Origin of the sequence: Vibrio sp. Isolate34, assembly GCF_022397915.1 — a bacterium.
Classification (GTDB): Bacteria; Pseudomonadota; Gammaproteobacteria; order Enterobacterales; family Vibrionaceae; genus Vibrio.
In genome coordinates this window covers 412,315-431,913 of sequence record NZ_JAKEUO010000001.1, presented here as the reverse complement: position 1 = coordinate 431,913, position 19,599 = coordinate 412,315, and the positions used below count along the sequence as shown (strand labels likewise).

14 protein-coding genes are annotated in these 19,599 nt (G+C 45.8%); 9 read left to right on the top strand and 5 right to left on the bottom strand.

What is annotated here, in order from left to right; genetic code table 11:
• Window positions 1-170: 170 nt before the first annotated feature.
• The 5 genes from L1D22_RS02045 (at window position 171) to recD (ending at window position 11,034) form a co-directional block, all read left to right on the top strand.
• Window positions 171-1,121 (top strand): TDT family transporter, encoded by a 951-nt coding sequence (locus L1D22_RS02045; RefSeq protein ID WP_239828612.1) that lies wholly within the window; start codon window positions 171-173, stop codon window positions 1,119-1,121.
• A gap of 127 nt (window positions 1,122-1,248) precedes the next feature.
• Window positions 1,249-4,725 (top strand): exodeoxyribonuclease V subunit gamma, encoded by a 3,477-nt coding sequence (recC, locus tag L1D22_RS02040; RefSeq protein WP_239828534.1) that lies wholly within the window; start codon window positions 1,249-1,251, stop codon window positions 4,723-4,725.
• Window positions 4,726-4,731: 6 nt separating this feature from the next.
• Window positions 4,732-4,893, top strand: a complete 162-nt coding sequence (locus L1D22_RS02035) for a hypothetical protein (RefSeq protein WP_239828617.1) — start codon at window positions 4,732-4,734, stop codon at window positions 4,891-4,893.
• Between the two features lie 241 nt (window positions 4,894-5,134).
• On the top strand, window positions 5,135-8,809 hold the full coding sequence (recB, locus tag L1D22_RS02030; protein WP_239828533.1) for an exodeoxyribonuclease V subunit beta: 3,675 nt from the start codon (window positions 5,135-5,137) through the stop codon (window positions 8,807-8,809).
• Entirely contained in the window at window positions 8,809-11,034 is a 2,226-nt protein-coding gene (gene recD / locus L1D22_RS02025) for an exodeoxyribonuclease V subunit alpha (protein ID WP_239828532.1), read from the top strand. Before recB ends, recD begins: the two co-directional genes overlap by 1 nt.
• A gap of 52 nt (window positions 11,035-11,086) precedes the next feature.
• On the opposite strand, the gene L1D22_RS02020 is transcribed toward recD, so the two are convergent.
• Together L1D22_RS02020 and argA are read right to left on the bottom strand one after the other, a co-directional pair.
• Window positions 11,087-11,278 (bottom strand): hypothetical protein, encoded by a 192-nt coding sequence (locus L1D22_RS02020; RefSeq protein ID WP_008223046.1) that lies wholly within the window; start codon window positions 11,276-11,278, stop codon window positions 11,087-11,089.
• 282 nt (window positions 11,279-11,560) lie between these two features.
• On the bottom strand, window positions 11,561-12,898 hold the full coding sequence (gene argA / locus L1D22_RS02015) for an amino-acid N-acetyltransferase (RefSeq protein ID WP_239828531.1): 1,338 nt from the start codon (window positions 12,896-12,898) through the stop codon (window positions 11,561-11,563).
• Between the two features lie 162 nt (window positions 12,899-13,060).
• On the opposite strand from argA, the gene L1D22_RS02010 reads away from it, so the two are divergent.
• From L1D22_RS02010 to csdE, 4 genes are all read left to right on the top strand, one after another.
• A complete protein-coding gene (locus L1D22_RS02010) occupies window positions 13,061-13,534 on the top strand; it encodes a DUF2850 domain-containing protein (protein WP_239828611.1) in 474 nt (157 codons plus the stop codon).
• Between the two features lie 81 nt (window positions 13,535-13,615).
• Window positions 13,616-14,728, top strand: a complete 1,113-nt coding sequence (mltA, locus tag L1D22_RS02005; protein ID WP_239828530.1) for a murein transglycosylase A — start codon at window positions 13,616-13,618, stop codon at window positions 14,726-14,728.
• A 113-nt stretch (window positions 14,729-14,841) separates the two neighbouring features.
• The gene (tcdA, locus tag L1D22_RS02000) at window positions 14,842-15,651 is read left to right on the top strand and encodes a tRNA cyclic N6-threonylcarbamoyladenosine(37) synthase TcdA (protein WP_102507836.1); all 810 of its coding nucleotides are present in this window, start codon (window positions 14,842-14,844) and stop codon (window positions 15,649-15,651) included.
• Window positions 15,652-15,691: 40 nt separating this feature from the next.
• Window positions 15,692-16,120, top strand: coding sequence for a cysteine desulfurase sulfur acceptor subunit CsdE (gene csdE, locus L1D22_RS01995; protein WP_239828529.1), 429 nt, complete (start codon window positions 15,692-15,694; stop codon window positions 16,118-16,120).
• Between the two features lie 160 nt (window positions 16,121-16,280).
• On the opposite strand, the gene csdA is transcribed toward csdE, so the two are convergent.
• The 3 genes from csdA to L1D22_RS01980 form a co-directional block, all read right to left on the bottom strand.
• Complete coding sequence (gene csdA, locus L1D22_RS01990) at window positions 16,281-17,492, bottom strand: cysteine desulfurase CsdA (protein ID WP_239828528.1); 1,212 nt, start codon at window positions 17,490-17,492, stop codon at window positions 16,281-16,283.
• A gap of 86 nt (window positions 17,493-17,578) precedes the next feature.
• Window positions 17,579-18,472 (bottom strand): 2-dehydropantoate 2-reductase, encoded by an 894-nt coding sequence (panE, locus tag L1D22_RS01985; protein ID WP_239828527.1) that lies wholly within the window; start codon window positions 18,470-18,472, stop codon window positions 17,579-17,581.
• Between the two features lie 111 nt (window positions 18,473-18,583).
• Entirely contained in the window at window positions 18,584-19,462 is an 879-nt protein-coding gene (locus tag L1D22_RS01980) for an outer membrane protein OmpK (protein WP_239828610.1), read from the bottom strand.
• Window positions 19,463-19,599 lie beyond the last annotated feature (137 nt).

Here is a 19,599-nt window from a genome sequence, read left to right as displayed (position 1 = left end):
TGTTCAGTATTGATGAACACTTGTTATATATAATTGGATATTGTTTAACGAAGCGCAAGCGTATTATGGCTTCAACAAGCTGATGAGTTCACAAGTTTAGTGAATTAAGTTTAAGAGAGGCTGACATGATTCAACGTATTAAATATAGATTAACAGGAGCTCCAACACCCATGGCAGGGTTAGCACTAGCAATCGCAAGCTTAGGCTGGTGCTGGGATGGCGTTTTAGTCGCACAAGGTATTTTGCACACTCCAGGCTTAGTGCAGTGGATCAGTGCGGGTATTACAGCGGTATTGCTTCTTGTTTTGGCTGTGAAATTTTTGATTCATGGCCACCTATTGCGTGAAGATCTTGCTCACCCTGTTGTCGGCAGTGTGGTACCAACATTTGCTATGGGGTGCATGGTGGTATCTGCGTCTTTGGCGCCAATCTCTCAATTTTTACAAGAAGCGATGTGGTTGGCATCTGTGGCTTTGCACGTTGTATTTCTAGTGAGCTTTTTGTACCACAGAGCTAAAAACTTTGAGATTCACCACATGGTGCCAAGTTGGTTTGTGCCACCGATCGGTATTATCGTAGCTGACGTTTCTTTCTCTGGTAATCCAGTTTTAGAGCCAGTAGCGAACGCGACTTTGGTATTCGGTTTATTGGTTTACGCTGTGATGCTACCACTGATGGTTTACCGTTTGATCTTCTCTCACGAAGTGCCAGATGCTGCAAAACCAACGATTGCGATTATGGCAGCACCAGCGAGCCTATCTTTGGCGGGTTACTTAACCGTTACTGCCAGCCCGTCACCAGTGATCATTGGTTTATTATTTGGTATTGCAGTGTTGATGACGTTTATTATCTACATCGCGTTTTTCAAACTACTTCGTCTGCCATTCAGCCCAGGCTATGCAGCGTTTACTTTCCCAATCGTGATTGGTGCAACAGCGTTATTTAAATTGGCGGCTTGGATGCAAGTACAAGGTGTTGAAGCGCACTACATCAGCCAAGTGTTTAATCTAGCGTACCTAGAACTGATTGTGGCCACCTTCGTCGTTGGTTATGTCGCCGTTCGTTACTACATGAACTACAAACCTCATCGTGTTTTAAGTGCGGTAGCGGGTAGATTGTAAAGGGCAATAGTTCAAAAGATAAACGGACCTTAAGCTTTCGGTATTTCATAAGCTTATATTCCTCATCCAAACTCAGCACTTATGCTAATCTGGCAGTATATTGTGGCAAGATTAGCGTGAGTGCACTTTGTTTACTGTTTACCATTCCAATAAAGTTGATACTTTAAAAATTCTTCTCGTTCACTTGATCAAAAGTGACCCTTTAGCCAATCCTTTCGAAAAAGAGCAAATTCTGGTTCAGAGCCCAGGTATGTCTCAATGGCTTAAGATGGAACTCGCCAAAGAATTTGGTGTAGCAGCAAATATCGATTTTCCTCTTCCAGCAACCTTCATTTGGGATATGTTTACCCAAGTGCTTCCTGATGTACCTAAACGCAGTGCTTTTAACAAAGAAGCGATGACGTGGAAGCTGATGAGTTTGCTACCCGCGAAACTTGACCACCCTGACTTCTTACCCCTGCAGCGCTATCTTGAAAACGACGAAGATGACTCAAAGCTGTATCAATTAGCCGAGAAAATTGCCGATATCTTCGATGGCTACTTGGTATACCGACCTGAGTGGATGGCGATGTGGGAAGCGGGAGAACCCGTTACAGAGTTGATTGATAGTGAAGGGCAGCAAGAACACCCTTGGCAGCCTATTTTGTGGAAGGCTCTCTATGATCAGACACTGTCTCAAGGCCAATCGAAGTACCACCGTGGTAACTTGTATCACGACTTTATTGAAGCGCTAGTCAACCAACAAGGGCAATTACAACACCTGCCGAAACGTCTGTTTGTGTTTGGTATTTCGTCGTTGCCTCCTCGCTACATGGATGCCTTGAAAGCGCTTGGCGAACAGATTGATGTTCACCTGATGTTTACTAACCCTTGTCAACATTACTGGGGCGATATTCGTGACCGTAAGTACTTGGCGAGAGTGGAAGCGCAGCGTCGTAAGCAGTTTGCATTGGTTGATGGTTTACCTCAGCTTGAAGGCGAAGTATCGCCATTGAAAGATGGTATTGAAGCCAACGTTGAAGATGAACTACACACCAGCCAAGCGGTTGGTAATAGCTTGCTTGCGTCTATGGGGAAGCTGGGTAGAGATAACCTGTTTTTGCTGTCTCAATCAGACAGTGAAGAGCATGAGTTCTTTATTGATGTCGAGAGAGACAGTCTGCTGCATCAACTGCAAGCCGATATTCTCCAGTTAAAAGAGCACCAAGATGATCACATCTTAGATTCCAGCAACCACAAGCAAGTGGTTGAACAGGGTGATCGCTCGTTGACTGTGCACGCTTGTCACAGCCCAATGCGCGAGGTGGAGGTTCTCCATGATCAGCTATTGGCGATGTTCGATGCTGATCCAAGCCTAAAACCACGCGATATCATTGTGATGGTGGCAGATATCAATGCTTACAGCCCTGCGATTCAGGCGGTATTTGGTAATGCTCCGGGTGAGCGTTACATCCCTTACTCGATCTCGGATAGAACCGCAGATCAAGAGAGTCCAATTTTGACCGCGTTCATGCAGCTGGTCGCTCTACCGAACACGCGCTGTTTAGCATCTGAACTTCTGGAATTATTAGAAATCCCAGCGATGATGGCACGCTTTGGCATTGATGAATTTCAATTTGAGCAAGCTAAGCAGTGGGTTGAAGAAGCGGGTATTCGTTGGGGCGTCGACTCGTCTACCGCAACGGAGTTTGATTTGCCTGCTACTGAGCAAAATACCTGGCTATTTGGTATTCAGCGGATGCTGCTGGGTTATGCGATGTCAGACTCAGCAGGTTTGTTTGAAACTGAACACTCTCCAATTGCGGCTTATAACGAAGTTCAGGGTATTAACGCCGAACTTGCAGGTAAGTTAGCGCACTTTATTGACCGTATCGCTCACTACCGTCAACGCCTTACTGAGACGCAATCCATCGATATGTGGCGTGAAACCTTGCTGCAAATGATTGATGACTTCTTTGCCGTTGAGCTAGAAGGCGAGGTAGTGCTTAAGTCGATTCGCGATGCACTTTCTCAATTGAATGAACAGCTTGATGATGCCTTGTACGAACAAGAGCTATCGCCAAGCATCATCTATCAGTACTTGAATAATAAACTGTCGGGCGCGCGCATTAGTCAGCGTTTCTTAGCGGGGCAAGTTAACTTCTGTACTCTGATGCCGATGCGTTCTATCCCGTTCAAAACCGTTTGTCTATTGGGCATGAATGATGGTGTTTATCCTCGCTCAATGCCGCCAGAAGGTTTTGATTTGATGAATGGGCGCACGCGTCCCGGTGACCGTTCTCGTCGTGATGATGACCGTTACCTGTTCTTAGAAGCAATGTTGTCAGCACAAGAGTGTTTGTACATCAGTTATGTTGGACGCTCGATTCAAGATAATACTGAGCGAGTGCCGTCGGTATTGGTTTCAGAGTTGATTGAGTACTGCCAGCAAAACTACTGCTTAGGTGAAGACCAAGCACTACCAAGTGATGATTCTGGTATCAAACTGACTCAAGCGATCAGCTTTGAACACACCATGACGCCATTTAGCCCGGCAGCCTTTACACAAGGTGACGAAAACCATGTATTGAGCTACGCCAAAGAATGGCTTCCTGCGGCTAACCGTTCTGGTCAACGCAGTGGTGAATTCAATCGTGCGTTGGATGACTATTTGCTTGGTGCGACCTATCCACTGGAATTGGATTTGGTCGAGCTGCAGCGTTTCTGGCGCTTGCCAGTGCAATACTTCTTTAATCGTCGCCTAAAAGTGGTATTTGAACCTCCGCTTCCGGTTATGGAAGACGACGAGCCGTTCGTGCTTAATGGCCTAGAAAGCTTCCAACTTAAGGATGCTTTGCTGCAAGTGCTGCTAGACCACCCTGAAGGCGCAGACGAAGCGGTTCGATTGTTTGTCTCTGAGCAAAAAGCACAGGGCAGATTACCGGTTGGCGCCTTTGGTGATATCGAATTTGAAACCAACCGTGTGCAAGCGGAAGACTTAGCCAAAGATATTCGATTTGTGAGCGGCTCACCGCAGCAAGATCTCGAAGTGAATATCGAATTTGATGTGTTAGGCGAAGGTAAACCTGTTCGCTTGATGGGTTGGTTAACTCAAAACTATCAATCAGGTCTAGTGCGTTTCCGTAGTGGCAAAATACGCTCTCAAGATTACTTGGCCGCGTGGATTGATCATCTGTCCTGCGCTGTGATGGGGCACGGAAAAACGACCCATATTATTGGCTACGACAGAAAAGAGGGCGTGGTTCACCAAACGCTACAACCTATCGGCGATGCGCAGCAAGCGAAAAGTATATTAGCTGAGTTAGTACGACTGTTTTATCAAGGCATGACAGCACCATTGCCTTATTTCCCGAAAACCGCATTGGCTGGTGTTGAAGCGGGCTTTAGCCGTGGTAAGTGGGTCGATGACGAAGAAAAGTCGCTCAAGAAAATGGCCGATACCTTTAATGACAGCTTCGCCTTTACGGGGGAAGGGAGAGATACCTACATCTCACGAATCTGGTCTAAGTGGGACGATGAACTAGCCGCTCAATCACATATGTACTCGACACTTGTGCTGCAGGCGGCAAGGTTGGCTGCTGCCGATCTGGAAGATCAGGAGTAAGTGGCTGTGATCGACAAGATCAATAGCGAGTGCGCTGAATTAATGAAAAACGAACGAGAGTCGCTGGTAAGCGTTTTGGATGCTTACTTTCTAGGTGAAGGGAAGCAAGGTGAAGAGAAGCAAGGTACAGGAAATAAAGTGGCCGCCAGTAAATCATTATTAGTGTAGGGCGTTCGCTGTACGGCCACAGGTCAGAGGGACCATTATTCTGTGGTTCAAAGTAACGCCGTAAAGTACAAAACTCGTACGCGCTCCTGAACTCGTGGGCGCATAGTAGCGAGGCGATCTAAATTGATCCGTGAGAGAGATCGCACTAACTATTAACAAATCAGCGTAGGACGTAAATTGAATGACGTTTTCCACGCTAGGTCACATTTGTAACAACACATTTATCAGAAGGCAGTAAGGCATGACGACCACAAGCAGTGTTCAGGTAATGGCTCCACAGACACTCAATACCATGACGTTTCCACTTCATGGCGCGCGTTTAATTGAAGCATCGGCGGGTACAGGTAAAACATTTACCATCGCCGGCTTGTACTTACGCCTACTGCTCGGGCATGGCACGGCAGCACCACAAGGTGAGCTTACAGAAGCTACCCGACACCATGAGCCACTGACCGTAGACCAAATTCTGGTGGTGACCTTTACCGAAGCGGCAACCGCAGAGCTGCGAGATCGTATCCGTGCCCGAATCCATGATGCTCGGATTGCGTTTGCTCGCGGGCAAAGTGATGACCCAGTGATTGCGCCTCTGTTGCAAGAGATCGAAGACCACGCTAGCGCCGCGAAAACACTGCTCAATGCCGAAAGGCAAATGGATGAAGCTGCGGTCTACACCATTCACGGCTTCTGTCAGCGTATGTTGACTCAAAATGCCTTCGAGTCAGGAAGCCGATTTGATAATGAATTTGTGACCGATGAAAGCCATCTGAAAGCGCAAGTGGTTGCCGACTATTGGCGTAAACAGTTCTACCCATTGCCAATTCAATTAGCAGGTGAGGTTCGTAATATTTGGGGTTCACCGGCTGCGTTATTAGCAGACGTAAATCGTTATCTGACAGGCTCTCCGCTGAAATTGACGGTAGATGCGATGTCGGGTGATTTGCAAACTCTGCACAACCAGAACCTAGACAAAGTGAAGCAGCTTAAAGCGCTGTGGTGTGAATCTGAAGCGGACTTTTTGGCTTTGATCTCAGGTTCAGATGTGAACAAGCGTAGTTACACCAAGAAGTCTCTGCCGACATGGCTAGAGGCGGTGACAGCATGGGCGCAGAGCGACACTCATGATTATCAATATCCAGACAAGTTAGAAAAGTTCTCTCAAGCCACGTTAATTGAAAAAACACCGAAAGGCACTGCACCTCAGCATGCCGTTTTCGAAGCGATTGAAGATTTCTTAAATCACCCTGCTGACTTGAAAGCGCCGTTATTGGCACATGCGATTACCCATTGTCGAACCATGTTAGCCAAGGCGAAACAGCAGAAGCAGTGGTTATCATTTGATGATTTGCTGACTCAGTTATCCGCGTCGATTGATGTCGATGAGCAGTCATTGCTGGTGGAAAGAATTCGCACCTTATACCCGGTGGCAATGATCGATGAATTCCAAGATACCGATCCGCTGCAATACAGTATTTTTAGCCGAATCTATCTCGATAATCCGCAGTGCGGCTTGTTTATGATCGGTGACCCGAAGCAGGCTATCTACGGATTCCGTGGCGCAGATATCTTTACCTATATTAAGGCAAGAAACCAAGTTAGTGCTCACTATACGTTAGGGACTAACTGGCGTTCAAGTGCCGATATGGTGAGTGCAGTAAACCAAGTGTTTATGAATTCGGACAGTCCGTTTATCTATGATCAAGACATTCCATTTTTGCCTGTTGCAGCCAGTCCATCTGCCGATAAGCGCCAATGGGTAATGAATGGTGAGACTCAGCATGCACTCACCTTTTGGCTGCAAGAGGCTGAAGACAAGCCGTTACCAAAGGGTGAGTATCACAAGGCAATGGCTGAGGCGACGGCGAGTCAAATTCAAACCATTCTGACCGCTTCTCAAAACCAACAAGCCTATTTTGATAACGGCAAAAAACAACATGCCGTGAATGCGGGTGATATTGCTGTCTTGGTTAGAACCGGCAGTGAAGGTCGTCTGATCAAGAACGCGCTGTCTGAGCAAGGTATCGCGAGTGTGTACTTGTCGAACCGAGACAGTGTGTTCACCGGCTTGGTCGCGCAAGATATTCAACGCCTGCTACAAGCTGTGCTGACACCTGAAAACGATCGTGCGTTGCGCGCCAGTTTAGCCTCAGAGTTGTTTGCTCTTGATGCAGCATCATTGGACGAACTCAACAACGATGAAGTGGTTTGGGAAAACGTCGTTAACGAATTTCGAGAATATCGTAAGTTATGGTTACAGCGCGGCGTGTTACCAATGTTGCGCAGTGTGATCAGTAAAAGACATCTCGCGGAACGCTTACTGGAAGAAGAAAATGGTGAGCGTTCACTAACCGATTTGATGCATATTGGCGAATTGTTGCAACAAGCAAGACAAGAACTCGACAGTGACTATGGCTTGTTGCGTTGGTTGGCAGAAGCGATATCAGATGCACAAAATGGTTTAGGCGGCAGTGAAGACGACATTCAACGCCTTGAATCAGAAAGAAACTTGGTTCAAATCGTTACCATTCATAAGTCGAAAGGTTTGGAATATGACTTGGTATTTCTACCATTTGTTGCGAGCTATCGAGAAGCGAGTGAAGGCAAATTCTACGACCATGATTCAGATACCACAGTGCTTGATATTACGGGCAGTGATAGTGCTTTAGCTCAAGCGGATAAAGAGCGACTGGCGGAAGACTTACGCTTAATTTATGTAGCGCTGACTCGTGCGGTTTATGGCTGTTTTATTGGTATGGCGCCACTGCGTAAAGGGCGTTCAACCAAAGAGCCGACAGGCGTGCATTTGAGTGCGATGGGCTACTTGGTTCAAAACGGACAAGAGCAGGGTATTGCCGAATTGCATCAAGCTCTAGCAGCAATTGAAGGCAAAAATTCAAGTGTGCTGTTAGCCGAAACACCAACCGCTCATGAGCAAGTGTTCGCACAAACAGAGCAAGTGAGTGAGGACTTACATGCTAATGAACTCAAGGCTTCAATCGACAGGGCTTGGCGAATCACCAGTTACTCAGGGCTTGTAAAGCAAGGCAGTCACGGCGCGAGCCATGACGCGACCATAGAGGTCTCTGGTTTTGATATTGACTCGGCTGATGAGCAAGATGAGTCTGAGTTGATTGAACCTGAACGCTCGATCTTTACGTTCCCTCGTGGTGCTCGCCCAGGTACTTTCTTGCACACCTTGTTTGAGGATGTTGAATTTACTGAGCCAGCAACCAGTGAACATAACACGCAAGTAATCACTCACTTATTAGAGTCTGAACAATACGAACTAGAGTGGCTACCTGTACTTCAGCAACTGGTCGATACCGTTCTTAACACAACGCTGGATGGTAAAAGCCTAAAGCTAAGCGAGAAAGATTCGACGCAACGCTTAGTTGAGATGGAATTCTTACTACCGATCGAAGTGTTAGCCGCATCGGAATTGAATCAAACCATCCAATATCATGATCCGCTATCCGCTAAAGCGGGTGACCTAGGTTTCCAAACAGTGCAAGGTATGTTGAAAGGCTTCATCGATTTAGTGTTTGAGCATCAAGGTAAATACTATGTACTTGACTGGAAATCGAACCACTTAGGAGATGATGTTGCCGTTTACCATGGTGAGGCATTGAAATCGGCGATGGCCGACCACCGCTACGATCTGCAATATCAAATCTACGCGTTAGCGCTGCATCGCTTCTTACGCAGCCGCGTTGCGGATTACAGTTATGAACAACATTTCGGTGGAGTTTATTACTTGTTCTTAAGAGGAATGGATGGCCAATCTCAACAAGGTATATTCTCGGCGAAACCAACACTGGCTTTGCTCGATGAAATGGATCAATTGATTGACGGTAAAGTGATAGACAGACGTTCAGCACAATTGAATGACAATGAAACTGGACAGATGGGGCTTTTATAATGACAACAACGACCACTAATACCAGCATAGAGGCAGCGAACACGCTAAAGCCAGTTTCACTTATTCCTGAGCAACTTATGGATGTACTCAAGTTTCTCGCGGATAAGGGTTCGATTCGTCAGTTGGATTATCAATTTGCCCGTTTTATTGCTCAGCAAGCCACGAGTCACTCTCACGAAGTCGGCTTTCTTGCTGGGGTAGTGAGCCATGAATTAGGTAAAGGACACATTTGTACTCAGCTTATACAAGCTCAAACGGCAGGCCCTGAACTAACGACAGATCTAGCCCAGTTACTCGGTTTGTACGGTGAAACGGCACTGCAATTGAACCAGAAATTGTTAGGCATTGACTGGGTGACGGTACTTCAATCGTCAAACTTAGTAGGTACAACCAATGACTGTGTTAAGCCGTTGATGTTTGATGGGCAGCGTGTCTACTTACAACGCTATTGGAACTATGAAGTCGTGTTGGCTGAAACGTTAAACCGTTTAAGTAAGCCAGTCGAGTTCAATATTGAACAGAAAAAGGCGCTGACCGAAACGTTGAATCAGTTATTCGCACGCAGTTACCATTTTCTGTTTAATGCCTTAGCCAAGGCTGAAGCAAGCCAACAAACGTCTCAGGTATTACGTCAACAATTGGTGTGTGACCATCTTGATATTGTGAATGAGCAGGCTCTAGATTGGGGCGCAATCGACCAAGCGATTGTACAAGCTAAGCAAGTGACAGATTTAGATGTATTAGACGACTTGGTGCCGTTATCGGCATGTTTGAACTGGCAAAAAGTGGCGGCAGCGGTGGCGCTGAGTCGTCGCTTTGCAGTGATTTCTGGTGGACCGGGTACCGGTAAAACGACCACGGTAACCAAATTACTGTCGGCGATGGTCGAGCAATCATTAAGCCAAGGCAAAACACCAGCGATTAAGCTGGTGGCACCGACAGGTAAAGCGGCGGCGCGTTTAACCGAGTCGATTGGTAAAGCAATTGAGCAACTGCCTTTAGCGCCTGAAGTAAAAGCCAACATACCCACTGAATCGAGTACTTTGCACCGATTGCTTGGCGCGATTCCTAACCGAGCGGAATTTAGACACAACCGACGCAACCCACTTCACCTTGATATCTTGGTGGTGGATGAAGCATCGATGGTCGACTTATCCATGATGTATAAGCTGGTGGATGCACTCCCTGAGCACGCAAGGCTTATCTTATTGGGTGATAAAGACCAACTCGCTTCAGTAGAGGCCGGTGCGGTGTTGGGGGATATCTGCTCTTTTAATTCAACAGGCTACAGCACAGCGCAAGGTAATTTGATTGCGGAAATGACAGGCTTTAATGCAATAGCGAATACACAACAAGCAAAAGCGGCAGTCGTTAATCCTCCGGCGATTGCTGATAGCTTGTGTATGCTGCAGAAGAGTTACCGTTTTGATGCGCGTTCAGGTATCGGGCAGTTGGCAAAAGCGATCAATAACGGCTCTGCGAATCAGGTCGATCAAGTGTTTGCGAAAGGGTTTGAGGATATCGAAAATCATCCTCTATCCAGTGACTGCTATAACTTGATGCTGCGTACGTTAGTCAATGAGTATGGTGCGTATCTGAATCGAATGAATGTACCGTTGGAAGAATTAGAAACTCAAGAAGCGAGAGCCAAATCGGTGCTCGATTTGTTTAGCCAATGTCGATTGCTGTGTTCTATTCGTGAAGGTGACTTTGGTGTTAAAGGCCTCAACCACAGAATAGAAAGGGCGCTTGCCGCAAGACGCTTGGTGAATCCGCACAACGATGAATTGTGGTATCACGGGCGACCAGTCATGGTAACGCGTAACGATCATGGCTTGGGCTTATACAATGGTGATATTGGTATCTGTATGCTTGAAGCTGATGCAAGTAGCTCTTCTTCAAATGACGATAACTCAGTCCCTCGATTGAAGGTGTACTTTGAATTGCCCGATGGCAGTGTAAAAGCCGTACTACCAAGTCGAGTGCCCGATCATGAAACGGCTTATGCGATGACGATTCACAAATCGCAGGGCAGTGAATTTGATCTGACCTTAATGATCCTGCCGCCAGATTTCAGCCCAATTTTGACGCGAGAGCTTATCTACACAGGTATTACGCGTGCGAAGAAACGACTGATGATGTTCAGTGATACTAACGTATTAAAGCGTGGGATTAAGGTGAAAACAGAGCGAGTGAGTGGTTTAGGAAGCCGCTTAACTAGCTAAAGGTGATAGAGGTACATGTACAAAGCAACCATCCCTGGTTGCTTTGAGCGTGCTAGGAATCAGTGCCTAAAAACGCTCGAGTAAACGATATGTGGTTTATCTTGTATTTTGCTTGGCAATTCAAAATAAACTCTTTTAGATTCTCGCTCACAGGGAACACGCAGTGTACGTCTAACCCTTCTAAGAATTGGTTATCAGCCATATCCCAAAAACTTTGTAGCGAGTTACAAACAATGGTTCTCATATCAATGTTGCTCTTTTTGCTGTTTATACTAACGGCAGAGCTACTGCTAGCGTGCTGACCGTTAACGGGTATAGCAATCCGTGCAGTTACCATCTCAATAAGTTCAATGTGACTATCGAGATGGCAATTCCTATAAAAACATTTGTTAATATTATTAAAGCGCTTAAATTCTATACAATAAATCGTGTGAGTGAAAGTGCATACTTGATAAATCTCATATAGAAAACGATTACATTTACAATTATTTTTCTTTTGAACTGAGATTTTAGTCAAAAACTTTATTTACACATTTAATGCTAAGATTTTTGAGTTGCGTTGATAGTTGTATAACCCCTGTTTTTCCATCGGTAACTCATCCACACCGATCTCGTAAAATCCTTGTTCACGGAACCAATGCAGACTATGTGTCGTTAGGACAAAAATCTGGTCGATATCGCGAGACTTGGATTGATGGCGCATGTAATCCAGCAATAACTGCCCACGATTTCCATCACGGTAATCAGGGTGGATAGCCACACACGCCATCTCTGCCATGTGATCTTCCGGATACGCGTAGAGTGCTGCACAGCCGATAATCAGCCCGTCCTTCTCAATAATGGTAAAGCGGTGGATCTCTTGTTCTAACTGCTCTCTTGAGCGACGAACGAGAATGCCTTGTTCTTCAAGCGGGCGAATAAGGTCAAAGATGCCACCGATATCATCAATCTGAGCTTGTCTTACTTGCTCGGCACTCGCCATAACCACTTGGGTTCCAATACCATCGAAAGAGAACAGCTCTTGGATCAATGCGCCATCCACTTTGTAGCTGATTAAGTGACAACGAGGTACGCCGGCACGACACGCGGAGATAGCACCTTTCAGGAATCGCAGTGTGCCAGTGCTCATGTCTTCGGCAGGGTTTTGAGATTGAGTTAAGCGTTCTAGAATGAGTTTGGCGTCTTTTGGAAAAAGCTCGGCGAGTACATTGCCGTTTTGATCGGTGACCCCTTGCTCCGAGCAAAAGCCAATGAGTTTGTCGGCTTTTAAACGAATGGCTACTTGGGTCGCGACCTCTTCAGAAAGTAGGTTAAAGCTTTCGCCTGTTACGGAACTGGCGATTGGACCAAGCAATACAATAGAGCCTTGGTCGAGTGTGCGATTAATCCCTTCGATATCGATCCGACGTATACGTCCGCTATGGCAGTAATCCGTACCATCATCGACACCTAGCGGTTGAGCTGTAATAAAGTTGCCACTCATCACGTTGAGTTGAGTGCCCGCCATAGGTGTGTTGTTTAAGCTCATTGAGAGTCGAGCGGTGATGGCGAGCTGTAATTGGCCAGCAGCCTGCATCACAACACCCAGTGAATACTCATCGGTGACTCTAATATTCTTGTGATAAGGCGTATGACAATCTTGTTTTGCTAACAGTTGGTTGATCTGCGGTCTTGCGCCATGAACAAGCACAATCTTGACTCCAAGGCTGTGGAGTAAGGCAATATCACTAATAATGTTGCCAAAGTTTCTATCGGCAACGGCTTCGCCTCCCAGCATAATTACCATGGTTTTACCACGGTGAGCATTTACGTAAGGGGTTGATTGTCTGAAACCTTTTACTAGCGCTGTACTTCTTAATTTCACAGAATAAGTCCATTAGTGTTTATTTATTCGTTAATTTAGCATTTAAATTCAAGGGTAAACAACACATTTTTGGAATAAAGCGCAAACTATGCTCATCTAGGGTTCATTATATAAACGGTCTCAGTGTAGAATGCGCATAGCATCTTTATGAGTAGTCACCGAATGCAACAAGCTCCAGCAACAAAGAACAAGATCGACGAGATAACCACAGGTCTCTACAGTGAGGCAGAACAACGCAACCAATCTAAGTTTAAGCGTAAGATCATCGAGCGTTGTCTCATGGTTTTGGCTCTGGTCGGTTCGTTCGCGGTGGTGTCACTTTTTGGTGATGTGATCACTCGATTGCAAGATGCAGCAACACCAAATCATTTGTTGTATGGCACCTGGATTGAACAAGATGTTGCGCATTACGCGACGGATGAGTTTGTGTTGAATGCGAATGGTGTATCAGTGGCGGGTTCTATTGTTGCGACTAACTTTGAGTTTGATGGTAACTACTTAGAGTATAAGACGGGCGATCAAACGTATCGTTTCCGCATGACCAATTCCGACAACACCGAAATGGTGCTTGATTCGGACAGTCACTACAATCCTGTCTTTCGCCTTAAAGGCCATATCGACCACTCAGTCCGATAGGTTATCTTATTGTAAACTCTTACAATCTAAGATTGTGTTATCTGACTGTTTTTGTCATCCTCGATGCATAGAATTATTAGGATGACTCTTGTGATTAAAAAATGGCTTCCCCTTGTTGCCGCCTCAGTTTTATTTGGCTGTGCTCAACCCACCGATCTCGCTCAACAACACCTTGATGATGAATTTCCTCGCACCTTAAATAAGGTTGATGTAGTGGAGTCTAATAAACCAAGAGATTACACCGCATTTGCTGAGCAGGCTGAGATGGTTGTGTCTCGATCACCATCGATGGCGAAAATCTACGAGCCGCTATACAAGCAACTTAATGAGTGGGCGATGCTAAGTGGTGACCCAAGTGAACTCGCAAACTTTGGTGTTCAAACGGCTCAACTTGGTGGCGGAGATAAGCAAGGTAATGTGCTTTTCACAGGCTATTTCTCTCCAGTAATGGAACTGCGCCACGAAGCGAATGAAGAGTATCGTTACCCGGTTTATGGCCTTCCTGAATGCGATAAAGAGTGTCCAACCCGTGAAGAGATCTACAATGGCGCCTTAGAAGGTCAAGGTCTTGAACTTGGCTACGCTGCCAACCGTATCGACCCGTTCATGATGGAAGTACAAGGCAGCGGTTTCGTCCACTTTGGTGATGACGATACCTTGCAGTACTTCGCTTACGCGGGTAAGAACAATAAGGCTTACGTGAGTATTGGCCGTGTGCTGATCGAACGAGGCTTAGTTCCACGCGAAGAAATGTCGCTGAAAGCAATCAAAGAGTGGGTATTGGCAAACGATCCTGAAGTGGTGAAAGAGCTGCTTGAGCAAAATCCATCTTTCGTATTCTTTAGTGCGAGAGATGACTTGTCGGTAATGGGTAGCGCTGGCATTCCACTGTTACCTATGGCCGCAGTTGCGGGTGATCGCTCTATCTTACCGATGGGTACACCGATTCTGGCTGAAGTACCACTATTAAATGCAGACGGTACTTGGAGCGGCGCACACCAACTAAGACTGTTACTGGTTTTGGATACAGGCGGTGCGGTTAAGCAGAATCACCTAGACCTTTACCATGGCATTGGCCCACGCGCAGGCACTGAAGCAGGTCACTACAAGCATTTTGGTCGAGTGTGGAAACTTGGCTTAGATGGCAGTGCGACGGAAGCACCTTGGGCTTTACCACCTGAAAAGGTCGAGTAAGCGGCAATAAAATAGGGCATTGAAAGCGAATCGCTAATCCCCTAGACTTTTTATTCAAGAGTGCGTATAAAACGCACTCTTTTCTTTTTCTCAGAAATAAATTGGCGGCAACAATGCGTGAATTGACCACTCCAGCTTCAGAAAACTATGACCAACGATTCGGTGGCACTCGTCGCCTATATGGTAATAGTGAAGTCGACATACTTAGAGCGGCACATGTGTGTGTGATCGGTATTGGTGGTGTAGGTTCATGGGCGGTTGAAGCGCTTGCTCGCACGGGTTTAGGTGAGCTAACGTTGATCGATATGGATGATGTGTGTGTGACTAACATCAACCGTCAGATCCACGCAATGTCGGGCACGGTTGGTAAGAGCAAAATCGAAGTGATGGCCGAGCGTGTTAAGCTGATTAACCCTGAGTGTAAAGTTAACCTGATTGACGATTTTATCGGCCCAGACAATCAGGCTGAATACCTGTCGAAAGAGTTTGATTTTGTTCTCGATGCGATTGATAGCATGAAAGCTAAGGCTTCGCTGTTGGCGTATTGCCGCAGTAACAAAATCAAAGTGATCACCACTGGTGGCGCGGGTGGTCAAGTAGACCCAACTCAAATCAAAGTGGCTGATCTGACTAAGACGATTCAAGATCCGCTAGCGAAGAAACTGAAAGACACGTTGCGTCGTCACCACAACTTCCCTACTAATCCTGCACGTAAGTTCGGTATCGACTGTGTGTTCTCAACTGAACAGTTGAAATACCCGCAAGCTGACGGCAGTGTATGTGCGGCAAAAGCGACAGCCGAAGGTCCAAAACGAATGGATTGTGCGACAGGTTTTGGCGCAGCAACGGTAGTAACCGCGACTTTTGGTTTTGTTGCTGTTTCACGTATCGTCGAAAAGATCATTCAAAAGCACACTAAGTAACACTGACTTTACGCTTACTAAGAATTTACTGGACATAAAAATGACGTCATTCCCGAGCTCTCCATTCGGCCAAGAAATTACCAGTGACGATATTGTCGCGAAGATGCAGACATTCAGCGGCTGGGAAGACCGTTATCGTCAAGTGATTCAATGGGGAAAGAAACTGCCAGTGATGCCTGATGAACTGAAAAGTGAGCAGGTTGTGGTATCTGGTTGTGAAAGCCAAGTGTGGCTAGTTTCCCAGAACATCGACGGTGTTTGGTATTTTTGCGCCGATTCAGATGCTCGTATTGTGCGCGGGCTTATTGCGTTAGTGATGGCGGCATATGATGGAAAAACATCAGAGCAGATTCAAGCGTTTGATATTGATGGCTACTTTGAACAAATTGGTCTAATTACCCATCTAAGCCCATCTCGCGGGAACGGATTAAAAGCGATTGTTACTCAAATCCAAGAGCTAAGTGCTTAATATGTCTTAGATACACAGAAACAAAAAGGGTTGACGCTAAACGCCAACCCTACATAATTTCGCTACTCGCTACTCGCTACTCGCTACTCGCTACTCGCTACTCGCTACTCGCTACTCGCTACTCGCTACTCGCTACTCGCTACTCGCTACTCGCTACTCCCTAAAGCATATCAACGGCTTTTTCTATCGCCGCTACGAGCTTTTCAACGTCATCCATATTGTTGTAAATACCAAATGAAATTCGAACCGTTCCTTTCACATTAAGCGCATCCATCAATGGGTGAGCACAATGGTGACCAGCACGAACGGCGATACCTTGTTGATCCAATAGCGTCGTAATATCTTGATGGTGAACGCCATCCATCACAAAAGTAATCACACTTGCGTTGGGTTGATACCCTAAAACCTGAATGTCATCCAGTTTACTGAGTGCATGGTAGGTTTCGTGCTGTAGCTGGTGGATATGATTTTCGACATCTTGTTGTACAAAGCCACTTAACCATTCTATTGCAGTGCTCAAAGCAATAGCCCCAGCGACATTGGGTGTGCCCGCTTCAAATTTGCCTGGAAGTTCAGAAAACGTCGTGCCAGAAAAAGAGACACGCTCAACCATTTTGCCACCACCATGCCAAGGTGGCATCGCCTCGAGCAATTCAAGTTTGCCGTAAAGCACGCCAATACCTGCAGGGGCATAGAGTTTGTGCCCAGAGAATACGTAGAAATCAGCGCCTAAAGCTGCAACATCAATTGATTCATGAACGATACCTTGTGCGCCATCAACCACCACAACCGCATTCATTTTGTGAGCTTTTTCGATGACTTGTTCAATTGGCTGACGAGAACCTGTGACATTGGTGATCTGAGCTAAGGCAACAATCTTGGTCTTATCATTAAGAAGATGATCAAAAGCTTGTAGATCAAATTCGCAATCAGATGTCATTGGCACTTTAACTACTTTAGCGCTGGTTTGTTCAGCCACAATTTGCCAAGGCACTATGTTGGCGTGGTGTTCCATTTCACTCACTAAGATCTCATCGCCAGGTTGAAGGGTACTTCTTGCGTACGTTTGAGCAATGAGGTTAAGTGCTTCGGTGGCACCACGAGTCCAGATGATTTCCTTTGAAGACGTAGCGCCAATAAACTGGGCGACTTTGTCTCTTGCTGTTTCAAATTGACTGGTGGCTTGCGCGGTTAAGCTATGGCTACCACGGTGCACATTGGCATTCTGCTTAGAGTAATATTGGCTAATGGCATCAATAACTACCTGAGGTTTTTGTGTTGTTGCCGCGCTGTCTAAGTAAATCAATGGTTGTTGATTGATGGTTTGTGATAGCGCAGGAAACTGCTCTCGGATGTGATTGATATCAAACATCTATTCTTACCTAAATCTTGGAAATTGGTGCCAGCGTCATGCTGATCAGTATTGTTATTTTATCGCGACTTGTTAACCGTTGCTGACTAATCTTGATGATTCCAGCTATTTTCTTGCTTTTTGACCTGATCGAACAGCTTTTGGTTAACGGGAACTTTTATCTGATGCTTAAGTGCTGTTTTTATTAGGTGACCAGTGATGAAGTCGATCTCTGTCTTGCGTTGGTAAAATATATCCTGCTTCATGGATGAGTTGTTCTGCGCTGTGGCTTGGATGACCTGTTTGACGCTGGCTTCTAATTCGCCGAATGAACAAGCGATCTCTTCGGCTTGCATAACTTTTGTGAGCTCTTCAACGATAGAGCTTAAAGTATCCCCAAACCTTTTATCTGCAAGTTCGCCATTCTTGATCTGTTCAAGGCCCGTGAGTGGGTTGATCGCACAATTGATGGCGAGCTTAGTCCAAAGCGCAGTTTTTATCTCAGGGTTCCAATTCACGGTCGGTAGGGCGTGTTCCAACACATCAACCAAAAAAGTGCATTGCTGACCTTGGAGGTTAAAAGCCCCCAGTTGAGTTTGGCCTAACCCTGTGTGAGAGACACTATTACGATCAGGTTTGAATGCAGCTTGGGTGGTGGTCGCCAATACTACCGGGTGAGCATCAATTTGAGCGGCTATCTCGTCTACCGCTCCCATTCCGTTGTGCATGAACATAAGAATGGTGTCAGGGTCGAGATATTGAAGTAACGGAGTGGTGGCTTCTTTTACTTGCCAAGCCTTGAGCGTGACGATCACCAAGTCACTCGCAGATAGCTTTTCGATATTGTTGTTACTGAAGGAGAGTGAAGTTTGCTCATCAAGTGATAGGTCTGTAGAGGTGTCAGAAGAACGACTCCACAAAGAGACATTATGACCAGCTTGAAGTAGCTTTATGGCCCACAAAGAACCAATCGCTCCGGGTCCAACAATCGTGATGTTCACAGCAGTACCGAGATAAGAAAGTGATGCTGCAAGGATAGCGAGGCATTAAATGAAAGCAATAAAAAATGGCACCCGAGGGTGCCATTTAGGAAACTTTTCTTAGAAGTTCGATTAGAACTTGTAAGTTACTGCTAGGTAGTGGCTCACACCTGAAGTTTTACCTGCGAATCCACCGTCTTCTAGACCGTAAATAGTTTCGTAAGCTTTAAGACCGTAACCTACAGCATAACGGTCTGAGTGCCAGTAGATACCGTTAAACATTGCGCCACCACTGCTTTCTGCGCTGTACTCGTCTTCCATCGCAAATTGCCAGTCAATGTAACCTTGGTAAGAAATGAATGAACCGTTTTCGAAGAAGTAGAATGGTTTGAACCAGTTAGTCGAGATTTGGAAACCATTCCAGTCTTTAACGTTTGAATCGTAGTTACCGTAAAGGTTTAAGCCAATTTTGCCTAACCAAGGAACCATTACGTCAGAACCTAGACCGATTTTTTGTTGGTTAACACCAAAAGTAGTGTCAGTTGTGTTAACGCCATCCCAAGTGATTTCAGAAGCTACGTAAAGTTCTTGAACTGGACCGAAAGATAGATCTTTACCAGTTAGGCCGTCAAGAGACATACGAGGAGCAAACTTCATGAACATTTTTGCTTGGCTGTCTGCTTTATCGCTACCTGGATCCGAAAGTAGGTTAAATACATCAACATAGCCATATAGGTCGAAGATTCCTGAACGACCGCCAAATTCCATCTCTAGGTAATCATGTGATGATTCACCTGGAAGCTCATCAAATGCACCCATAAGGTTGAACTGCATCCACTTGTAATCGTTTTTGTGGATGTCGCCGTCAGAATAATCTGCTGCCATTACTGGAGCAGAAGTTGCTGCAAGTAGGCCAAGAGTTAAAAGTGATTTACGCATAATGGAACTCTCTATGTTTGAAATAAGTAACCCGCTAATCCGTGCGTGTTTATATGTCCGAATGCCGAGCATCATAGCGATTTTGTTCTCAAATAAAAGTGAGACAGAGTGAAAATTGCAATTATTATAGTGAGGTTGATCACACTAACGATCTAAATGATGGAACTTTAAGGTGGCAATGCATCTTGATGCACCTTGAGTTCTATTGA

Excerpts from the sequence above, each read along its gene's own strand:
- L1D22_RS02045 (WP_239828612.1), top strand. The coding sequence starts at position 171 with ATGGCAGGGTTAGCACTAGCAATCGCAAGCTTAGGCTGGTGCTGGGAT.
- csdA (WP_239828528.1), bottom strand. The coding sequence starts at position 17,492 with ATGTTTGATATCAATCACATCCGAGAGCAGTTTCCTGCGCTATCACAA.
- mltA (WP_239828530.1), top strand. The coding sequence starts at position 13,616 with ATGACTCTTGTGATTAAAAAATGGCTTCCCCTTGTTGCCGCCTCAGTT.
- csdE (WP_239828529.1), top strand. The coding sequence starts at position 15,692 with ATGACGTCATTCCCGAGCTCTCCATTCGGCCAAGAAATTACCAGTGAC.
- recB (WP_239828533.1), top strand. The coding sequence starts at position 5,135 with ATGACGACCACAAGCAGTGTTCAGGTAATGGCTCCACAGACACTCAAT.
- L1D22_RS01980 (WP_239828610.1), bottom strand. The coding sequence starts at position 19,462 with ATGCTCGGCATTCGGACATATAAACACGCACGGATTAGCGGGTTACTT.
- L1D22_RS02010 (WP_239828611.1), top strand. The coding sequence starts at position 13,061 with ATGCAACAAGCTCCAGCAACAAAGAACAAGATCGACGAGATAACCACA.
- tcdA (WP_102507836.1), top strand. The coding sequence starts at position 14,842 with ATGCGTGAATTGACCACTCCAGCTTCAGAAAACTATGACCAACGATTC.
- recD (WP_239828532.1), top strand. The coding sequence starts at position 8,809 with ATGACAACAACGACCACTAATACCAGCATAGAGGCAGCGAACACGCTA.
- L1D22_RS02020 (WP_008223046.1), bottom strand. The coding sequence starts at position 11,278 with ATGAGAACCATTGTTTGTAACTCGCTACAAAGTTTTTGGGATATGGCT.